The sequence below is a fragment of the Vreelandella arcis genome, from assembly GCF_900103865.1.
Lineage (GTDB): Bacteria > Pseudomonadota > Gammaproteobacteria > Pseudomonadales > Halomonadaceae > Vreelandella > Vreelandella arcis.
In genome coordinates, this window is sequence record NZ_FNII01000005.1 from 72,719 (window position 1) to 92,182 (window position 19,464).

20 protein-coding genes and 1 tRNA gene are annotated in these 19,464 nt (G+C 57.4%); 15 read left to right on the forward strand and 6 right to left on the reverse strand.

Features of this window, described 5'->3' with window-relative positions; translation table 11 throughout:
* Window positions 1–46: 46 nt before the first annotated feature.
* From dctP to BLR97_RS07125, 4 genes are all read right to left on the reverse strand, one after another.
* Window positions 47–1,120 carry a TRAP transporter substrate-binding protein DctP gene (dctP, locus tag BLR97_RS07110; RefSeq protein ID WP_089704116.1) on the reverse strand — a complete coding sequence of 358 codons (1,074 nt, stop codon included), beginning with the start codon at window positions 1,118–1,120 and terminating at the stop codon, window positions 47–49.
* 84 nt (window positions 1,121–1,204) lie between these two features.
* Window positions 1,205–2,140, reverse strand: a complete 936-nt coding sequence (gene lhpI / locus BLR97_RS07115) for a bifunctional Delta(1)-pyrroline-2-carboxylate/Delta(1)-piperideine-2-carboxylate reductase (protein WP_089704120.1) — start codon at window positions 2,138–2,140, stop codon at window positions 1,205–1,207.
* Window position 2,141: 1 nt separating this feature from the next.
* Window positions 2,142–2,498: a RidA family protein gene (locus BLR97_RS07120; protein ID WP_089704123.1), complete on the reverse strand. Its 357-nt coding sequence runs from the start codon at window positions 2,496–2,498 to the stop codon at window positions 2,142–2,144.
* Window positions 2,499–2,623: 125 nt separating this feature from the next.
* Complete coding sequence (locus BLR97_RS07125) at window positions 2,624–3,391, reverse strand: helix-turn-helix transcriptional regulator (RefSeq protein ID WP_089704126.1); 768 nt, start codon at window positions 3,389–3,391, stop codon at window positions 2,624–2,626.
* 189 nt (window positions 3,392–3,580) lie between these two features.
* Between BLR97_RS07125 and BLR97_RS07130 the strand changes: the two genes are divergently transcribed.
* A complete protein-coding gene (locus tag BLR97_RS07130; RefSeq protein WP_089704128.1) occupies window positions 3,581–4,930 on the forward strand; it encodes a glycosyltransferase in 1,350 nt (449 codons plus the stop codon).
* A gap of 104 nt (window positions 4,931–5,034) precedes the next feature.
* On the opposite strand, the gene BLR97_RS07135 is transcribed toward BLR97_RS07130, so the two are convergent.
* Window positions 5,035–5,121: transfer RNA gene (locus BLR97_RS07135), tRNA-Leu, on the reverse strand.
* A gap of 113 nt (window positions 5,122–5,234) precedes the next feature.
* Between BLR97_RS07135 and queA the strand changes: the two genes are divergently transcribed.
* The 5 genes from queA (at window position 5,235) to secF (ending at window position 10,782) form a co-directional block, all read left to right on the forward strand.
* Window positions 5,235–6,266, forward strand: coding sequence for a tRNA preQ1(34) S-adenosylmethionine ribosyltransferase-isomerase QueA (queA, locus tag BLR97_RS07140; protein WP_089704131.1), 1,032 nt, complete (start codon window positions 5,235–5,237; stop codon window positions 6,264–6,266).
* Window positions 6,267–6,323: 57 nt separating this feature from the next.
* On the forward strand, window positions 6,324–7,442 hold the full coding sequence (gene tgt / locus BLR97_RS07145; protein WP_089704757.1) for a tRNA guanosine(34) transglycosylase Tgt: 1,119 nt from the start codon (window positions 6,324–6,326) through the stop codon (window positions 7,440–7,442).
* 69 nt (window positions 7,443–7,511) lie between these two features.
* Window positions 7,512–7,838 carry a preprotein translocase subunit YajC gene (gene yajC, locus BLR97_RS07150; RefSeq protein ID WP_089704134.1) on the forward strand — a complete coding sequence of 109 codons (327 nt, stop codon included), beginning with the start codon at window positions 7,512–7,514 and terminating at the stop codon, window positions 7,836–7,838.
* Window positions 7,839–7,970: 132 nt separating this feature from the next.
* On the forward strand, window positions 7,971–9,821 hold the full coding sequence (gene secD, locus BLR97_RS07155; protein WP_089704137.1) for a protein translocase subunit SecD: 1,851 nt from the start codon (window positions 7,971–7,973) through the stop codon (window positions 9,819–9,821).
* A gap of 34 nt (window positions 9,822–9,855) precedes the next feature.
* Entirely contained in the window at window positions 9,856–10,782 is a 927-nt protein-coding gene (gene secF / locus BLR97_RS07160; protein WP_089704140.1) for a protein translocase subunit SecF, read from the forward strand.
* A 78-nt stretch (window positions 10,783–10,860) separates the two neighbouring features.
* Here secF and BLR97_RS07165 read toward each other — a convergent pair whose 3' ends face one another.
* Window positions 10,861–11,655, reverse strand: a complete 795-nt coding sequence (locus BLR97_RS07165) for an inositol monophosphatase family protein (protein WP_089704760.1) — start codon at window positions 11,653–11,655, stop codon at window positions 10,861–10,863.
* A 142-nt stretch (window positions 11,656–11,797) separates the two neighbouring features.
* Here BLR97_RS07165 and BLR97_RS07170 point away from each other — a divergent pair, with 142 nt between their 5' ends.
* From BLR97_RS07170 to BLR97_RS07210, 9 genes are all read left to right on the forward strand, one after another.
* Complete coding sequence (locus BLR97_RS07170; RefSeq protein ID WP_089704143.1) at window positions 11,798–12,586, forward strand: RNA methyltransferase; 789 nt, start codon at window positions 11,798–11,800, stop codon at window positions 12,584–12,586.
* 125 nt (window positions 12,587–12,711) lie between these two features.
* On the forward strand, window positions 12,712–13,572 hold the full coding sequence (cysE, locus tag BLR97_RS07175) for a serine O-acetyltransferase (protein ID WP_089704763.1): 861 nt from the start codon (window positions 12,712–12,714) through the stop codon (window positions 13,570–13,572).
* A gap of 76 nt (window positions 13,573–13,648) precedes the next feature.
* On the forward strand, window positions 13,649–14,116 hold the full coding sequence (locus BLR97_RS07180) for a Fe-S cluster assembly transcription factor (RefSeq protein WP_089704147.1): 468 nt from the start codon (window positions 13,649–13,651) through the stop codon (window positions 14,114–14,116).
* Window positions 14,117–14,161: 45 nt separating this feature from the next.
* Window positions 14,162–15,319 carry an aminotransferase class V-fold PLP-dependent enzyme gene (locus BLR97_RS07185; protein WP_089704150.1) on the forward strand — a complete coding sequence of 386 codons (1,158 nt, stop codon included), beginning with the start codon at window positions 14,162–14,164 and terminating at the stop codon, window positions 15,317–15,319.
* 36 nt (window positions 15,320–15,355) lie between these two features.
* Window positions 15,356–15,682 carry a HesB/IscA family protein gene (locus tag BLR97_RS07190; RefSeq protein ID WP_089704153.1) on the forward strand — a complete coding sequence of 109 codons (327 nt, stop codon included), beginning with the start codon at window positions 15,356–15,358 and terminating at the stop codon, window positions 15,680–15,682.
* Between the two features lie 158 nt (window positions 15,683–15,840).
* Window positions 15,841–16,266 carry a nucleoside-diphosphate kinase gene (gene ndk / locus BLR97_RS07195; protein ID WP_089704156.1) on the forward strand — a complete coding sequence of 142 codons (426 nt, stop codon included), beginning with the start codon at window positions 15,841–15,843 and terminating at the stop codon, window positions 16,264–16,266.
* Window positions 16,267–16,361: 95 nt separating this feature from the next.
* The gene (gene rlmN / locus BLR97_RS07200) at window positions 16,362–17,540 is read left to right on the forward strand and encodes a dual-specificity RNA methyltransferase RlmN (protein ID WP_089704159.1); all 1,179 of its coding nucleotides are present in this window, start codon (window positions 16,362–16,364) and stop codon (window positions 17,538–17,540) included.
* 96 nt (window positions 17,541–17,636) lie between these two features.
* Window positions 17,637–18,374 carry a type IV pilus biogenesis/stability protein PilW gene (pilW, locus tag BLR97_RS07205; protein WP_089704162.1) on the forward strand — a complete coding sequence of 246 codons (738 nt, stop codon included), beginning with the start codon at window positions 17,637–17,639 and terminating at the stop codon, window positions 18,372–18,374.
* A 47-nt stretch (window positions 18,375–18,421) separates the two neighbouring features.
* Window positions 18,422–19,462: a RodZ domain-containing protein gene (locus BLR97_RS07210; protein WP_089704165.1), complete on the forward strand. Its 1,041-nt coding sequence runs from the start codon at window positions 18,422–18,424 to the stop codon at window positions 19,460–19,462.
* Window positions 19,463–19,464: the final 2 nt, after the last annotated feature.

The following is a 19,464-nucleotide window of genomic DNA, read 5'->3' on the forward strand; positions in this document are numbered from 1 at the left end:
TAGCAGCTAGCCCTGGTGTAACTAACCAGGCTGTTATTGGCCGCTTTTATTGGCCATAGATGCGGTAGTCTTCCTCTTCCAACTGCTCGCCGACGCTTTCGACTTCGTCAAGCAGCCCCTGTACGCGAGCTTCGTCCATGCCAAAGTCATCGACGATCCACTCTTGCCAGGCGGGACGGGCAATCTCTGCCATGCGCTCACGTTCGGCATCGGGCATCAGGTAGCACTCTTCAAAGCGTTCGCAGGACTCCACCCAACTGGTGGTGGCTAGCGCCCCTGACATGCCGTGGCTAAGCTGAATGGCTTCCCGTGCCGAGCTTATTAACACCTGCTGCTGGTCTTCGGGTAACGATTGGTACCACGTCTCGCTGACCACCCAAGGGGCGCTGTTATACACATGCCCGGTGAGGGTGGTGTAGTCGGTCACCGCATCGAAGTTAAAGGTGGTGTTGAGCACTGGCGCATTGAACTGGCCATCGGCAAGGCCGGTTTCCAGTGCGGTGATCAGCTCGCCCCAGGGCAGCGGCGTGGCGGAAGCGCCTAACGATTGCATGATGGCCACGTGGGCGGGGTTCTCTTCGGTGCGAATATTGAGCCCTTCTAAATCTTCGACGGTCTCAATCAGGCGCACGTTATTGGTAAAGGCGACAAAGCCACCACCATCGTCGAAGGTGCCCAGATAGCGCAAATCGGCGTCTTCGATGGTGCCGGACATAAAGTCAGCGAACCATTCACTGTCGAAGAATGTCCACGCCTGGCGCCAGTTGGTAAACAGGAATGGAGCCGTGACGACTTGGTAATCCTCATAAAAAGACGACATTGCCCCAGCCGACATAATGGTCGACTGTAGCGTGCGCCCGCCCTGCACTTCTGAGCCGTTTTCCACCTCGGAGCCTAACTGGCCGCCGCCGAAGATGGTGACTTCAAGGTCACCGTCGGTGCGCGATTCGACCAGGTTTTTGAAATGCACCAGGGCCGGATAAATGGCGTTGTTGCTCATATCCTCGGGCAACTGCGTGGCAATCACCATTTCGTTGGATTGCGCTTGGGCATTGGCACTCGCAATGGCTAGCGGAAGTGCCGCCAAAGCGGCGATAAGTAGGGATTGGTTAGCGTTCATAACACACCTCGTTTTGGTTATTGGTCGGTCTTCGTTATGAGTGGCGTTGCCACCTATTTGGGGTCAATATCGTTGTTGTGCTGGTTATTCGGGGAGCGACTCCCATACCTCAATGGCGGCGGCTAAATCTTCCAACGAAGCGCCTACCGATTTGAATAGCGTGATTGCGTCCGATGAAGAGCGTCCCGGTTTAGTTCTCGCTAGCACTTCGGCAAGCTCCGCCTGGATCTGATTAAAGTCGAATTCACCCTCCTCAATGGCTTGCAAGATATCGCCCGCTTCACCTTTAGCACCGGCGTAGGTATCGACAAACACCTCAGCGCGACGCAGGCACTGGGCGTCGGTTTCGCGCATTTGCGGACGAAACGCACCGATCAGGTCAAGATGCGTGCCGGAGGTCAGCCACTCGCCCTTAATCAGCGGTTGGGTGGAAAGCGTCACGCAGCTAATGATGTCGGCTTCAGCCACGGCATCGGCTAATTCTTCCACCACCTGCGTCTCGAAGCGCTCGGCGTAGTCGTCGGCAATCGCTGCCGCTTTGCTGGGGTTACGCCCCCAGACCAGCACCCGCTTGATCGGCCGTACGCTGGCGTGGGCTTCAATCACCATGGGGGCCAGTTTGCCCGTGCCCACCACCAGCAGCGTTTCTGCCGCCTCGTTCGCCAACGCTTGGGCGGCCAGTGCAGAAGCGGCCGCCGTGCGACGCCGGGTTAGCTCGCTGCCGTCAATACACGCCAGCGGCTGGCCGTGCTTGCCTTCGCTGAGCAGATAGAGCCCCGAGATGGCAGGAACACCGTGGTCAGCATTTTGCGGAAATACGTTGACCATTTTGACGCCGATATACCCCGCCGTTTCCCAGGCGGGCATTAGCAGCATAGTGGCCTCGCCATCCGGACGATGCATGGCGTGGTGATGGCGTGGAGGGGACTCAACGCCGTTGACAAAGGTAGTGTGTAGTCGCTTGATCAAACCGTCCCAGCTAAGCGTTTGAGCGACCTCTTCGGCAGATACAACCCGCATATCAGGCCCCCGGCAGCGCGGCAATGACCATGATTTCAACCTTCCACTCGGGCTTGGCGAGCTTGGCCTCCACCGCGGCGCGCACCGGTGGACGACCCGGCACGACCCAGGCATCCCAGGCGGCGTTCATCTGATCGAACTCCGCCATGCTGGTCACCCAGATTTGCGCTGAGATCAGGTGCTCTTTGCTGGTCCCTGCCTGGGTCAGCAGTTGATCGATGCGTGCCAGCACCTGCTCGGTTTGGCCGCGCATCTCCGCGGTGGCATCAGTCGGTACTTGGCCAGCGAGGTAGACGGTGCCGTTGTGAACCGCGACTTGGCTCATCCGCGCATTGCTGTCTTGGTAGGTAACGCTCATCGGGTCTCTCCTTGAAAGGGTCTCTTCAAAGAGTAGAACGCTCAGCAAAAATTACTTGCCCGACACTGCGGCAGATTTGCCCGTAAGTCATGCAGGCAGGCAGAGCCTAGCAGTCGTAGGAGGAACTAACGGTCTGAAGAAGGGGAAAGCTCAAAATAGCGCCGATAGGCGCGGGAAAAACTGCCTTGATCGCGAAAGCCCACCAGCATGGCGATATGCCCCAGGCTGAGCGCGCTGTGGCGCACTAAGGTACGCGCATGCTCTAAGCGCCTGCGCTGCACATACGCCAGCGGCGTCACGCCGGTCAATTCCCGAAAGCAGCTATGAAAATGCCCTGGGCTTAATGCACATAGAGCCGCTAGCTGTTCCACACGAATCTCATCCGCCAGGTGCTGATCCAACCAAGCATCCAAGCGGGCAAGGTCGAGGCGTTCACTGATGCAATGTTGGCCCAGTTGGGTGACCGTGGCCGGGGTGGCATCGTGCAGATACATGGTCAGCGCGCGTAGCAACAGAATAGCGATTTCATTCTGTAGCGCGGGGCACTGCTCAAGCTGGTTGGCCAGGGCGTGGGTGAGCTGGTTTAACGCAGGGGGAACGCTGAAAAAGCGCGGCTTATCGAAAAGCCGCTCGATCTCGTCACCTTTTTCAAGCAAGGCCAACTGGGCGACAGGGATGTCGAGCACCAAGGTGCGGTTGCTACCGTCGCCCTGAAACTCGTGATGCCGCGAGGAAGGAATCAGGCAGCCGCGACGGGCGGTCACCCTTTCCCCTTGCCCTTCCATCGAAAGCTCCGTCACGCCACAGGTGGCCAGAATAAGCTGATGAAAATCGTGGGTATGGGCCACCTGCTCTTGGGCTAAATTGCGATTATGCAGCTCAAAAAGTGCCATAACGAGATACCGTCTTACGTCGAAGACTATTTAATCACTATAAAACGGCTAGACAACAAAAAGCGAGGGTACAGCCAACTGTGCGCTAACGCTCTCTGCGTGAGGGGCACAATGTGAGCGCTGGCTGTCATCCACCAGTCATGGACTCAGGTTAGCGTGGCAGCAAGCTGCCAAAAGAGTCCAAATAACATGTCACAGCGCCGACGCCCCCCTCTCAACGACCAGGAAGTCGCACCACTCATAAAACTGGCTAACGGCAATGCCTTGACGCTGCAGCGGGAAGCTGACCGCGAGGCACGAATGGCCTCGGCTTTGGCGCTTTTCCACTCGACGGCGTCAACCCACGAGATTCAGCCGCAAAGCATGAAAATACTCATGGTTTCGGATGTCTACTTTCCCCGCGTTAACGGCGTGTCTACCTCCATCGCCAGCTTTCGCGGTGCCCTTGAGCGCATGGGCCACTCAGTCACGCTGATTTGCCCTGGTTACCCCGTGGGCCAGGTGGACGAGCCGGGCGTGCTACGCATTCGTTCGCGCCAGGTGCCCGGCGACCCGGAAGATCGGATGGTTTACTACCGGGATCTGCTCGCCCTGGCACCGAAGCTTGCCGACGAGGCCTTTGACCTTATTCATATCCACACGCCCTTTACCGCTCACTATGCCGGTATTGCGCTGGGGCGTCGGCTCGGCCTTCCGCTGGTGGCTACCTACCACACACTTTTCGAAGAGTACCTGCATCACTATATTCGCTGGTTACCGCGACGCTGGCTGCGCCTTGCCGCGCGTCGGCTTTCGGTGCATCAGTGTCAGCAGGTTGATGCTCTCGTGGCTCCCTCCCGGGCGATGCAAGAGACACTGACCCGCTATGGCGTGACCACTCACACCCAGGTGATTCCTACCGGCCTGGGGCTGGACACGTTTTGCCACCCTCAAGGAGATAGCGACTTCCGCGCCTATTACGACCTGCCACAGGAGGCGCGACTGCTGCTCTACGTGGGGCGCGCCGCCTTTGAGAAGAACATCGATTTTCTGATCGATATGCTGCCCAAAGTGCTGACCGAACACCCGACCACCCGGCTAATCATCACTGGCGAAGGCCCTGCACACGACTCGCTTGTGCAACGCGCCCAGGACGTTGGCGTGGCGGACGCCGTGCTGTTTCTCGGCTATCTCGATCGCAGCGGCCCACTGCAGGCGGCCTACCGCGCCGCCGACGTCTTTGTATTTGCGTCACGCACGGAAACCCAGGGTCTGGTTTTGCTGGAAGCCATGGCACTGGGCACACCAGTTGTATCCACGGCGATGATGGGCACACTTGATGTGCTGAAAGAGGGGGAAGGCTGTCTTATCGCCGAGGAGAATCTTGACGACTTCTCCACCAAGGTCAAACGGTTATTAAGTGATGACACTCTGCGCCAGAAACTCGCCGAGCGCGCCCTGACCTATGCCGCCAGCTGGCACGAAGACGCCAAGAGCGCAGAACTTGTCGCTCTTTATCGCCAACTCACAGCCGATTACCAAGCAAAAGCGAGTAAGTAAGCGCTAACACTCGATTGACACTATGTTGGCGCTTTAGAGGAAGAGCGATTAAAGACAAGGCAAAAAAAAGAGCCTAGCGATGAACGCTAAGCCCTTAATAAACTTGGTGCCGGTGGCCAGACTCGAACTGGCACGCCTTTTACAGCGGCGGATTTTGAATCCGCTGCGTCTACCAATTCCGCCACACCGGCAATGGATGCGCATTATACGTAGATCCCTTTCTAGGTCAATCACATTGACTGACTTTATCCGCACAAAGCGCTATCCTATGCCGCCTGTTTGGCCACCGACATAGAGCTTTTTCATGCAGCGCGCGGATTTTCACTTTGAGCTACCCGACGAGTTAATTGCTCGCTACCCGTCTGAGCAGCGTAGCGACTGCCGTCTGCTGTGCGCGGATGGCCAGAGCGGCGCGCTCGAACACCGCCGATTTACTGACTTACTTGAGCTTTTAGAACCCGGCGACTTGCTAGTATTCAACGACACCCGCGTGATCCCAGCGCGCCTGCACGGTCACAAAGCCAGCGGCGGCAAGGTGGAAATGCTGCTTGAACGCCCGCTCGATGCTCACCGTGGCTTAGCGCATATTCGTTCGAGCAAATCTCCCAAGCCCGGTACAGAACTGATTTTTGAGGGCGATGTTCACGCCGTTGTAGAAGGTCGCCGTGAAGCGCTGTTCGAGCTGCGCTTTTTGGGCGAGACGCCGATGATTGCGCTTTTAGAGCAGCATGGCCACATGCCGTTGCCGCCCTATATCACCCGCGAAGACGAGTTAAGCGACCGCGAGCGCTACCAAACCGTTTATGCGCGGCGAGACGGCGCAGTAGCCGCACCTACTGCGGGGCTACATTTTGATCAGCCGATGCTCGATGCGCTGGCGGAAAAAGGTATTAACAGCGCCTTTGTTACGCTGCACGTTGGGGCAGGCACGTTTCAACCGGTGCGCGTCGACAACATCCTTGAACACCACATGCACAGCGAGTGGATTGAGGTATCGGAGACGACCTGCCAGCAGGTTCGCGCCACTCAAGCAGCGGGCAAAAGGGTGATTGCCGTGGGTACGACCAGCGTGCGCTGTTTGGAAAGCGCCTGCCTGCAAAGCACTGACAACCACATTGCCCCGTTTAGCGGCGACACCGATATTTTCATCTATCCAGGCTATGAGTGGCGTTGCGTGGACGCGCTAATTACCAACTTCCACCTGCCGGAATCAACGCTATTGATGCTGGTCTCTGCATTTGCGGGCTATGAAACCATTATGCACGCCTATCGCGCGGCGGTTGACGAGCGCTATGCGTTCTTCAGCTACGGCGATGCGATGCTGCTGACTCGATAAACATTCCTGCTTTAACCGCTTCCTGAACGAGTAATAACGATGCGAAACGACTGCTTTATGCGCTTTGAGCGCCTCGCCGACGATGGGCGGGCGCGCCGGGGCCGGCTCCATTTTCCACGTGGCACGGTGGAAACACCGGCGTTTATGCCGGTCGGCACCTACGGCACGGTCAAAGGCATGACGCCAGAGTCCGTCAAAGAGATCGGCGCCGAGATTATCCTGGGCAATACCTTTCATCTTTGGTTACGCCCGGGCACCCAGGTCATTGAAGCCCACGGCGACCTGCACGATTTTGCCCAGTGGGACAAACCCATTCTGACCGACTCCGGCGGCTTCCAGGTCTTTTCGCTGGGCGAGACGCGTAAAATCACCGAACAGGGCGTGCATTTCCGCTCGCCGGTGGATGGCAGCAAAGTCTTCATGGGCCCGGAAGAGTCGATGGCGGTGCAACGCTCGTTGGGCTCCGATGTGGTGATGATCTTTGACGAATGCACGCCTTACCCAGCCACCTTTGAGGAAGCCGAAAAATCCATGGAGCTGTCGCTGCGCTGGGCCAAGCGCTCCCGCGAGGCCCACGGTGATTCGCCTTCGGCGCTGTTCGGCATTATCCAGGGCGGCATGCATCCCGAGCTGCGCGAGCGCTCGCTCAAAGGGTTACTCGACATCGGCTTTGACGGCCTGGCGATCGGCGGTTTATCCGTGGGCGAACCCAAAGAGGAGATGATCAAGGTCCTCGACTACTTACCCACCTGGATGCCCGATGACACGCCCCGCTACCTGATGGGGGTTGGCAAGCCCGAAGACTTGGTAGAAGGTGTGCGCCGTGGCGTGGATATGTTCGACTGTGTGATGCCAACGCGCAATGCGCGCAACGGCCACTTGTTCACCGCCGAAGGGACCGTCAAAATACGCAATGCTGTGCATCGCTTCGATACTCAGCCCCTTGAAGAAGGCTGTGATTGCCATACCTGCCAACATTTTTCACGCGGCTATTTACATCACCTGGATCGCTGCAACGAGATGCTTGGCTCAATGCTCAATACCATCCATAACTTGCGCTACTATCAGCGAGTGATGGCTGATTTGCGCGCGGCAATCGAAGCGGGTACATTGACGAACTTTGTGGAAGGCTTCTATGCACGGCGCGGTCTGCCGGTGCCTCCCCTCGCGAATTAATCGGCGCTCGTGTCAACGGGCGTTTTAACCGGCTCAACCATTGAGTTTTTAACCCAGGAGTTCTCTGCAATGCTGGATTTCTTCATCTCATCAGCCCATGCCCAAGAAGGGGCCGCTGGCGGTGGTATTGCGCAAATTGTCATGCTGGTCGGCTTTGTGCTGATTTTTTACTTTCTGTTGTGGCGCCCGCAGGCCAAACGCGCCAAGCAGCATAAACAGCTGATCAGCAACCTGGACAAGGGCGATGAAATTGTCATCGGCGGTGGTATGGTCGGGCGCATTACCAAAGTCAGCGACGATTTTCTGACCATGGAAGTCGCCGAAGGTACCGAAGTCAACGTGCAGAAAAGCGCCGTGGCCGCCGTACTCCCCAAAGGCACGATCAAGTCCATCTAAAACTTAGCGTAACGCCCCTGCCCAAGTGCCAGCCATCCCGGCAGGGGTGACATGGTATGAACGATGGTGAACGTTGCTATGCACAGCGAACCTGTGCATAGCACTCCGTTTGTAATTGAAGGCAGGGCTTGCATGCTCAACCGTTACCCCCTGTGGAAGTATCTGCTGATACTGGTCGTTTTAGTGGTCGGCCTTATCTACGCGCTTCCCAATCTATTCCCCCAAGATCCCGCCGTCCAAATCAGCAGCGCCCAAAGCGGCGAAACGCTGGATGAAAGCGAAATTGAGCGTGTCGAAAACGCCCTCAATGAAGCCGATGTCGCTATCAAAGCCATCGAGCAAACTAACCAGCAGTGGCTTATTCGCCTGTCAGACACCGAGGATCAGCTGCGCACCAAAGAAATTGCCAGCGATCTACTCGGTGATGATGCCACCGTTGCACTGAACCTCGCCGAAGCGACGCCGGGCTGGCTGCAAGCTTTTTCTGCCTCGCCCATGACGCTCGGCCTCGACCTTCGCGGTGGCGTTCACTTCTTGCTGGAAGTCGATATGGATGCTGCTTTAACGCAGCGACTTGAAGTCAACGGCAGCGCGATGCGCGAACTGCTTCGCAGCGAAGGTATTCGCTACCGCAATACCGAGGTGAACGACCGCAGTTTGTCGATTGATTTCGCGGGCGAAGAAGACCGCGATACGGCGCGGGGACTGATCAGCCGCGAATTTCCTGACTTCGAATACAGCAGCGAAGAAGAAGGCCGTGCGGCACGCTTGGTAATGACGCTAACCGACCAATCGGTTAATGAAATTCAAGACTACGCCATCAACCAAAACCTAACCACGCTGCGCAACCGGGTTAATGAGTTGGGCGTTGCCGAGCCGCTGGTGCAGCGCCAAGGGCCCGACAAAATCGTAGTTGAGCTTCCCGGCGTACAGGATACCGTTGCCGCGAAGCGCGTTGTCGGCGCAACTGCGAACTTGGAATTCCGCCTGGAAGCCCGCCCCGACACGCCCGACAGCGAGACCGAGAGCTTTAGCTTCCGCAACGACGAATCGCGTTCGGCCGATTTAATGCGCGATGTCATTGTGACCGGCGACAGCGTTTCCAGCGCCAGCCGCAGCTTTGACGAAAACGGCCGCCCGCAGGTCAACATCGACCTGGACGGCACCGGTGGGATGCTGATGAACCGCGCCACACGCAGCAATATTGGGCGCAATATGGCGGTGTTGTACATCGAGCACAAAACCGAAGAGCGCACGGTGATGGAGGATGGCGAAGAGACCATCGTTCGCGAACCCTATGTAGAGCGCGGCTTGATTAGCTTGGCAACGATTCAGAGTGCGCTGGGCAATAGCTTTCGCATTACCGGTTTAGACTCGCCAACCGAAGCGGCCGAGCTTTCATTGCTGCTGCGTTCGGGGGCGCTCGCGGCGCCGATTTACTTCGTTCAGGAACGCACCATTGGGCCAAGCCTGGGCGCGGATAATATCGACCGCGGTCTGCTGTCGGTGCAAATCGGCTTGCTGCTGGTCGCGCTGTTTATGCTGATTCGCTACAAGGTGTTCGGTATTTTCGCCAATATCGCACTGGCTCTGAACCTTGTGTTACTGACAGCCGTGATGTCGATGCTGGGGGCCACGCTGACGCTACCGGGGATTGCCGGGATCGTGCTCACCCTTGGCATGGCCGTAGACGCTAACGTGCTGATCTTTGAGCGAATACGCGAGGAGCTACGCAATGGCATGTCGGTTCAGCAGGCTATTTATACCGGCTACCAGCGCGCCTTCACCTCAATCGTCGACGCAAACATCACCACCTTGCTGGTCGCGGTGATCCTGTTTTCGATTGGCACTGGGCCGGTCAAAGGCTTCGCTGTCACCCTGTCGATCGGTATTTTGACATCGATGTTTACCGCGCTACTGGTGACGCGTGCCATGGTCAACCTGATGTATGGCAGCAAGCCCGTTAAAAAGCTGTGGATCTAACGCCAACGCTCAGTCCAGACTTTAAGAGGTGGTAATGAAACCCTTAACACACCGGCAAATCGACTTTATGGGACGCCGTAAGCTTGCGTTCATCGTCGCTGCCGTCCTGCTGATCGTGTCGATTGGCGCGATTGCTTTCCAGCAGCTTAATTTAGGCCTGGATTTCACCGGCGGTACATTAATAGAAGTCCGCTATGCCGAGGCCCCTTCCCTCAACACGATCCGCCAACTGCTTGAGACCAGCGGATTTGAAGACGTGGCGGTACAAACCTTTGGGGCCTCTAACGAAATACTGATACGTCTGCGCCAAGCCTTTGATGCAGATATTGGCGGCCAAGTGGTCAACATGCTGGGTAACGACGGTGCCAGCGTGGAGCTTATCCGTGCCGAGTTCGTCGGTGCCCAGGTGGGCGACCAGTTGCGCGACCAAAGCGGCATGGGCTTGCTGGTCGCCCTGGGCGTGGTCATGCTCTATGTGGCCTTCCGCTTTCAGTACAAGTTTGCCATCGGCGCGCTGTTGGCGCTGATGCACGACGTTATCATCGTGGTAGGCTTCTTCGCGCTGTTTCGGCTTGAATTCGACCTGACGGTACTGGCCGCGATCTTGGCGGTCATCGGTTACTCGCTGAACGATACGATAGTGGTATACGACCGCATGCGCGAAGAGATTCGTACATCGCGCATCGATCATATGCCGCAAATCTTCAACGATGCGATCAATGCCACGCTCTCCCGGACGTTAGCCACTTCGGGCACCACTTTGCTTGTGCTAATCGCCCTGCTATTGCTAGGTGGCGATATGATTGAAAACTTCGCCATCGCGCTACTTGTGGGTATTGTGGTGGGCACGTTTTCATCTATCTACATCTCCGGGGCACTGCTGCTGCCGCTGAAGTTATCGCGTGAGGATTTGATTCCCACCAAGAAAGAGATCGACGAAGAAGAGGAAGAGTTGCCCTAATCGGGTTAACCTTGCCGCTACCAAAAAGCCCCTGCCGGTATTACCGGCAGGGGCTTTTTGTTTTACTGGGCTGATGCTTTAAATATGTGGCGCCAGTTGTTTAATTATCGCTTTATACAAGCGTGGCCCTGCGGCCAATAGCTGACCTTCGACTTTCACATTGGGCTGCCCGTCGGGGCTACCCATCAGCGCGCCGGCCTCTTTCAGCATCAGGCTGCCCACCTGCATGTCCTGCTCTTCAAGCCCCAATACAAAGGCGCTATCCACGCGACCGGTGGCCAGCTCAAGGATATCCAGCAACCCACACCCCGTGGCGATCAGGGTCTGAACCTGAGGAGCCAACTGCTGGGTAATGGTTAAATAGGCAGGCAAATGACGGGGACGCAGCCACGATTCAGGAAGGCTCATTGCCAGGCGCGTTGCGCTAATCGCTTTGGCTTGGCTGACCCGCATGCGTTTATCGTTGTGCTGGGCACCACGACCGCGGCTGGCGATGTACTCGTCATCCCCAAAGGGGGCGATGACAACCGCATGTTCGGGACGGCCTTTAATTAAACACACCACTGACAGTGCAAAGCCCTTACCCGCAACGGCTAGGTTGGAATAGCCGTGCAAGGGTTCAATCTTCCAGACGATATCGTCGCTTTCATCCTGACCGGGTTTAAAGGTCGTGAAGCGACCCATCACACCGTGCTGGGGATAGCCGCGCTCCAGCTGCTGAACAATGCTTGCCTCGGCTTTACGCGCCGTGTCTTCGAGCAGTTTGTCGAGGTTGAACTCATCGTGCGCGTTTTCGATACGCTCGCGCACCTTCAGGAAGTGTTCAACAGCGCCGCGCGCAGCGCGCAGCGTAAATTGGACCATCGGATTCATGGTTAGGCCTTGTGACAGTGATGTTAAAGAACGGTAGGCGGACGCTTCGCCTTTGGCGAGCAATTCTAGCAGACCGCTATCGGGCATGCTATCGACTCATGGTAGACTGCCGCTTTTCCGCTTCCTGTGACCGGGTCTTATCATGCTTGAGCGCATTCGCATCGTCCTTATCGGCACCAGCCACCCTGGCAACATCGGCGGCGTTGCCCGTGCCATGCATAACATGGGGCTTGCCGACCTGGCGCTGGTGGCCCCACGCTGCGAGGTCATCACGCAAGACAGCATCTCGCGCGCCTCGGGGGCTGACCACCTACTCCACAGCACCCAGGTGTTCGCGACCATCGAAGAGGCCGTGGCAGACTGCACGCTGGCAGTGGGCGCCAGCGCTCGCTCGCGCACCTTGCCTTGGCCGATGCTAACCCCACGCGAGTTGGCTGACCGATTACCCAGTGAATGCCAAGCGCCCAGCGCCCGCGTCGCGTTGGTCTTTGGCCGTGAAGATAGCGGCTTAACCAACGCCGAGCTACAGCGCTGTCACGCTCACGTGCACATTCCCACCAACGCCGACTTCAGCTCGCTCAACCTGGCGGCGGCGGTTCAGGTGCTCGCCTACGAATGCCGCATGGCATGGCTGAGTCAAACCGACAATCAACAGCCCGCCAGCGACCCCGGAGACACTGTACGGCCAGTCACGGTGTTGGAAGCGGATGATGAATTGGCGTCTCACGCGGCACTGGAGCGGTACTTCGAGCACCTCGAGCGTGTACTGGTGGCGATTGAGTTCCATGACCCAGACAAGCCCCGCCAGCTGATGGCCCGCTTGCGGCGTTTATACCTACGCGCGCGCCCCGAGCAAATGGAGATGAATATTTTGCGCGGCATTTTATCCGCAACTGAAAAGGCGGCGCAGCGCAAGCATCACCATGAGTGAACCGCTAGACTTGAAGAGATCGGCAGGTGCCCCCACCATCATCAATCCACCGCGCCCTATTACCTAGCGACGAAGAAAATAACCGCCCGGTGATGAATCGCACCGCTACCGCCCAAGGGATCCCCATGTTTCAACGCCTGCGTGAAGATATTAACAGCGTCTTTGAACGCGACCCGGCCGCCCGCAACTTTCTTGAGGTGCTGACCAACTACCCTGGCCTGCACGCTCTACTGTTACATCGCTGCAGCCACTGGCTGTGGAAAAAAAATCTTAAATGGCTGTCGCGCTCGCTGTCGACGTTCGGCCGCTGGCTGACCGGCATCGAAATCCACCCTGGGGCCACCATCGGGCGGCGCTTTTTTATTGACCACGGTATGGGCGTCGTTATCGGCGAGACTGCCAAGGTGGGCGACAATGTCACGCTCTACCAGGGCGTCACACTGGGCGGCACTAGCTTGAACAAGGGCAAGCGCCACCCGACTCTGGGCGATGGTGTGATTGTCGGCGCCGGGGCCAAGATCCTCGGGCCCTTTACCGTCGGCGCCGGCGCCAAGGTCGGCTCCAATGCCGTGGTGACCAAGGAGGTGCCCGCCGGGGCAACGGTCGTCGGGATTCCCGGCAAGGTTGTCAAACGCGCCGAACCCGACGTTGAAGAAGCGCTGGACGTGGATCCCGCCCGCCGCGAAGCCATCTGCCAGAAATTCGGCTTTGATGCCTACGGCGTCAGCGAAGACATGCCCGATCCCGTGGCGCGCTCCATGCAGGCCATGCTGGATCACATGCACGCGGTGGACGAGCGCATCGAGCGTATGTGCTCGACGCTTCGCAAGCTGGATGCGAACTATCGCGACGGCCAATTGCCGGCGCTGCGCGATGAAGACTTTGCCGATATTTTGGACGAAGCAGACGGCGCCTGCTCAGGCTTAGGCAAGCGCACTTCATCGACGACTTCCGCGGAGCGGGACTCCTCGTCGGGTAATGGTTGACCAAAGCACTCAGGTTTTCCCATAATGGCATCACATTTGCCGTTAGCGCTGAGTCGTCGGCGTCGAGGTACCTGCTATGCGTTTGACTACCAAAGGGCGATATGCCGTTACCGCCATGCTGGACTTAGCACTGCATGGCCAGCAGGGGCCGACCAGCCTTAGCGATATTTCTCAGCGCCAGGAAATATCGCTGTCGTATCTTGAGCAGTTGTTTGCTCTATTACGCCGTTATGGATTGGTTAACAGTGTCCGGGGGCCGGGTGGCGGCTATCTGCTTGCCTATGCGCCCGACGACATCAGCGTATCCCAGGTGATTGATGCGGTTAACGAAACCGTCGATGCCACCCGCTGCCAGGGACTTTCCGACTGTCAGCAGGGAGATACTTGTCTAACTCACCATTTATGGTGCGATCTATCGGCTCAAATCCGTGGTTTCCTGAATGATGTGACCCTCGCTCAGCTAATGCAGCGCCCTGACGTCATGCAGGTTGCCGAACGCCAACAGCAGCGCGTCGCAGCGGGCATCTTGGCGTCTTCGCCCTAAATAAGGCCGAGCGCCTTACTTTTTACCATAGGTACCATGACCACAATGACTGCCGCCTCGCTTCCCATTTACCTGGATTACGCCGCCACCACGCCGGTGGATCAGCGTGTGGCTGAGGTAATGCAGCGCTACCTCACGGCGGATCAACTGTTTGCCAACCCAGCCTCGCGTAGCCACATGCTTGGCTGGCAGGCAGAACAAGCCGTGGAGCAGGCCCGTCGCCAAGTGGCCGAGACCATCGATGCCGACCCGCGCGAAATTGTCTGGACAAGCGGCGCCACAGAAGCCAATAACTTGGCGTTAATTGGCTATATGCGGGCTAACCGCAAACGCGGCATGCACCTGGTCACATCGACGATCGAGCACAAAGCGATTATCGATACCGCCCGGGCGCTTGAGCAAGAGGGTTTTGACATCACCTGGCTACCCCCCGGGGCAGACGGCTGTATTCAGCCCGATCAGTTACGCAAGGCCATGCGCGATGACACCGCGCTGGTATCGCTGATGGCCGTCAACAATGAACTTGGCAGCATCAATGACATTGCTGCCCTGGCCGCCGTGACCCATGAGTTCGGCGCGGTGTTTCATTGCGATGCTGCCCAGGCCGTCGGCCGTATTGAACTGGCGGTGGCCGCTCAAGGGGTGGATTTAATGTCGCTATCGGGCCATAAAGCCTATGGCCCCAAGGGTGTTGGTGCCCTTTATGTGAAACGCCACCCGGATATTCACATAGAACCGCTAATTCACGGCGGCGGCCACGAACGCGGCATGCGCTCTGGCACACTGCCTACGCATCAGATTGCCGGCATGGGGGAAGCCTTTACCCTTATGCAACAGCAGCACATTGAAGATCAGGCGCACATCACCCAGTTACAGCAACGCTTTCTCAAAGGGCTTGAAGGGTTAGAAGGCGTTTATGCCAATACGCCTCTCCCCCAGGCGGTACCCAATATCCTTAACCTTGCCTTTGAAGGTGTGGACGGCGAATCGCTGCTAATGGGGCTGCGCGATGTGGCCGTATCTACCGGCTCGGCCTGCAACTCGGCAAGCGTAGATCCATCATACGTATTACTCGGCATTGGCGTCCCACGGCGCCTTGCTCTTTCGTCGCTTCGTTTTAGCTTTGGGCGCTTCACCACCAATGCCGATATCGACCACGCGATAACGCTTATCCGCCACGCGGTGAGCGGGCTGCGCGCTTAGCAGCGCTAAGCGGCTTACACATAGGAGGACGCCTCAATGGCCACACTCAACATCACTCCAGCTGCCGCCCAGCAGATCCGCCAGGTACTGGACGAACGCGGTCAAGGCCTAGGCCTACGTGTTTCCGTCAAACCCAGCGGCTGCTCGGGCTATAGCTATGTGCTCGACTTCGCCGACCAAGTGAACGACGATGAAGTGCACTTTGAAGCCAATGGCGCAAGCGTTTATGTTGCCCCCGACGCCCTCGAGATGCTCGACGGCAGCGAAGTGGATTACGTTAACGAAGGGCTTAATCGCTTTTTCCGCTTCAACAACCCTAACGTGAAGGACGAGTGCGGCTGCGGTGAAAGCTTTACCGTCTAGCGCGCTACCGGGCCTAAAAGCGCGACGGTATTCATCCCCCGGCTTAAGCGCTATAATCGCGCCACTCGGCAGCCAAATCAGCTACCGACACTTTTTATTTGTACCGCCCCGGCCCACCGGGGCGGCAATGTTTGTTTATCCTCTAAGGAGACTGTCAAATGGCAACTGAACGTACGCTGTCTATTATCAAGCCCGATGCCGTCGCCAAAAACGCCATTGGCGATATCATCGCTCGTTTCGAGAAGGCCGGGCTACGCGTCGTGGCCGCCAAAATGCTTCACCTGTCCGAAGAGAAAGCCGGCGGATTCTACGCAGAACACAAAGAGCGTCCGTTCTTTAACGACTTAGTCGGCTTCATGACCTCCGGCCCCGTCGTTGTTCAAGTGCTTGAAGGCGAAGATGCCATTGCCAAAAACCGTGATCTAATGGGCGCAACTAACCCCAAAGAAGCGGCAGCTGGCACGATTCGCGCCGATTTTGCGGAAACAATCGACGCCAACGCTGTCCATGGTTCTGACTCCGTTGAAAGTGCCGAGCGCGAAATCAACTACTTCTTCGGTAATGACGAAATCTGCCCGCGCTAAGATCGCCTTACCAGGTAGCGCTGCCGTTTCAACGTCTGTTGCCGGCCATTTACGCGGGGGCACCGCCCCCGCCACTTTCCTAAACGCTGACCACCATGACCACCACCGTAGCCCAACATACGCCTAGCGCCGATCCCCATCACGCGCCCTCCGACCAAGCAACGCCCGAGCGTCAAAACCTGCTGGGCATGTCGCGGGAGCAAATGGCGGCCTTTTTCGTCTCTATAGGCGAAAAGAAATTCCGTGCCGCCCAGGTGATGAAGTGGATTCACATCGAAGGCTGCGACGACTTCTCCGCGATGACAAACCTGTCAAAGCCGCTGCGGGAAAAGCTCGCTAAGCTGGCGGAAATTCGTGGCCCAGGGGTGATTTACGAGGGCACCTCAAGCGATGGCACGCGCAAGTGGGTGCTAGAGGTAGAGGATGGCAGCTACGTTGAAACCGTGCTGATCCCCGCCGAAAACGGCAAGCGCCGGACACTCTGTGTCTCGTCTCAGGTGGGCTGCTCGCTGGACTGCAGTTTCTGCTCTACCGGCAAGCAAGGCTTTCAGCGCAACCTGACCGCCGCTGAAATCATCGGTCAGGTGTGGGTGGCCCAGCGTAGCGTAGGGCCGCGTCGTGATACCGCCAATCGCCCGGTCACTAACGTGGTGATGATGGGCATGGGCGAGCCGCTGCTCAACTACGATAACGTCGTACCGGCCATGAAGCTGATGCTCGACGACGATGGTTACGGGCTTTCCAAGCGACGGGTAACGCTCTCCACCTCGGGCGTTGTGCCCATGCTGGACAAATTGGGCGATGAACTCGACGTCAGCTTGGCGGTCTCGCTTCACGCCGCTAACGATGAATTACGTAACGAACTTGTACCTCTCAATCGCAAGTACAACATTCGTGCGCTGATGGATGCCTGTCACCGTTATTTGGCCAAGTGCCCTGAAAACCGCTTGGTGACCATCGAATACACCTTAATCAAAGACGTTAACGATCAGCAGGAACACGCCGAACAGCTCGCCGCGCTGCTCGATGAGTTGCCTTGTAAGATCAACTTGATTCCGTTTAACCCGTTTCCGCATTCCGGGTACGAAACACCGTCGCGTAACCAGACGATGCGTTTTCAGCAGTGGTTGCACGACTTAGGCTACACTGCTCCCATTCGATCTACCCGCGGCGATGACATTGACGCCGCCTGCGGACAGCTTGTCGGCCGGGTAAAAGATCGCACCAAACGAAGTGCCCGTTATATTCAATCGATTCAATTGGATGCCGACTAATGGGTCTCCATCTTGACTTCCGGCGAACACGACGCTTTGATGGGTACCGCTTAATTTAGCGATGCACCTTTTTACCGTCACCTTGCGAGGATTTACATGATCAGTCACCGCAGGCTTTACCACCCATCTCGGGTGCCCATGCTCGCCGCCTTAGTCGGCAGCATGTGGCTAGCCGGCTGTGCCTCCTCTTCCAATGTGCCCTCCTCGCCGTCAACGCCCGAGGCTGCCTCAGCCTACACGCAGCTTGGGGTGGCTTATTTAGAGCGTGATAATCTCCCTAGAGCGCTAAAAGCATTAGACCGAGCGCTTGAGATTGCACCCGACAACGCGGAAGCGCTGCAGGCCATTGCCTTGGTCTACCAGCGTCAAGGCGAAAATAATTTGGCCGATGAGTATTTCCAGCGTGCCATTGATAAAGCTCCTAATTTTACACGCGCGCGTAACAACTACGCCGCATTTCTCTACCAAGAAGGCCGAGTGGAAGCCGCCTGCGAGCAACTCGAAAACGCTTCCCAAGACGCCCAGTACGACAATCGTACGCAGCTTTTTGCCAACCTGGGGCAGTGCTATTTAGCCCTGGGCAAGACCGACTTAGCACGAGAGCGCTTGAAGCGGGCGCAGCGGATCGATCCGCGCAACCCCCGCGGGTATTTTATGTTAGCTGAACTCGAATATTCACAGGGCAATTACACCGAGGCGTGGGCACCGCTGCAAAGGTATCTGCAGCTTGCCGGGCCGAGTCAAAACGCGCTGTCACTGGCTGTTGATATTGCCAAGGCCCGAGGCGACCACGCGGCTGCCGCTGATTACCAGCGTCAACTGAACGCCGACTGACCGATGGACGCCCTGATCACCGATTATTAAATGAAGGATGCTCAGCTATGAGCGAGACACCGTCACAAGATAGCGAAAACAACGTTAACGATTCACCCGGAAAAATGCTGGCTCGGCGCCGTGAACAACTCAACCTTCCCCTCAATGATGTCGCGCGGGCGTTGAACCTACGCCCGGCCGTCATAGAAGGCCTGGAAAACGATGACTACAGTGAAATTCCAGTGGCGACCTATCGGCGCGGTTACCTACGCGCCTATGCCAAATACCTCGCCATCGATGAACGCGAGGTATTGGATGCTTACCGAGCACGCTATGGCGAAGGCGACATTGATCGCAAAGTGACCCCCGTCACGGTGACCAAGCCACCGTCACGCCTGGGTGCTTGGCTATTTAAACTGGTGACGCTATTAATCATCGTCGCGCTAATTGCCGTCACCGTAATGTGGTGGCAGAGCCGTGGCGGCAGCGAACTACCCAACCTGGAATCGTCCTCCACTATGAATGACCCAGTGGAACAGGATGGCGCCGGCGGCGGGCTAACCGATGAACCAGCCCTGGCTGACGACCCAACAGCCTTCTCCAGCGAACCCGAGGCGGCGTCAGAACCCGACCCAACCACGAGCAACGCGGCCGCTCGCGACGATGCAATGGACAATGAAGTCGCCGCTGAAGGCTCGACCAACGACACGGAAACCAACGTTGACCCGGCCGATCCAACTCTATTAGACGATAACCAGCAAGCGGATCAAGCAACGGGGCTTGCTGCAACGGACAACGAAAGCGACGATAACGCTAACGCCACGTCTGATGACGCCAATGCGGACACTGACAGCGGCGACGTCGACTCCAACCGCTTAACGCTGACGTTTAACGAACAGTCGTGGACGGAAATTATCGATGCCAACAATCAGCGCGTACTGGTGGGCCTTCAGCAACCCGGCACCTCTGCTGAGGTCGAAGGCCAGGCACCGTTTCGTCTCACCGTCGGCAACGTCACCGGTGTTGAAATGCGCTATCAAGGAGAGGCAGTCGACTTAACCTCTCGCGCAGGTGCCAACAACGTTGCTCGATTCACTCTGGGAGAATAACC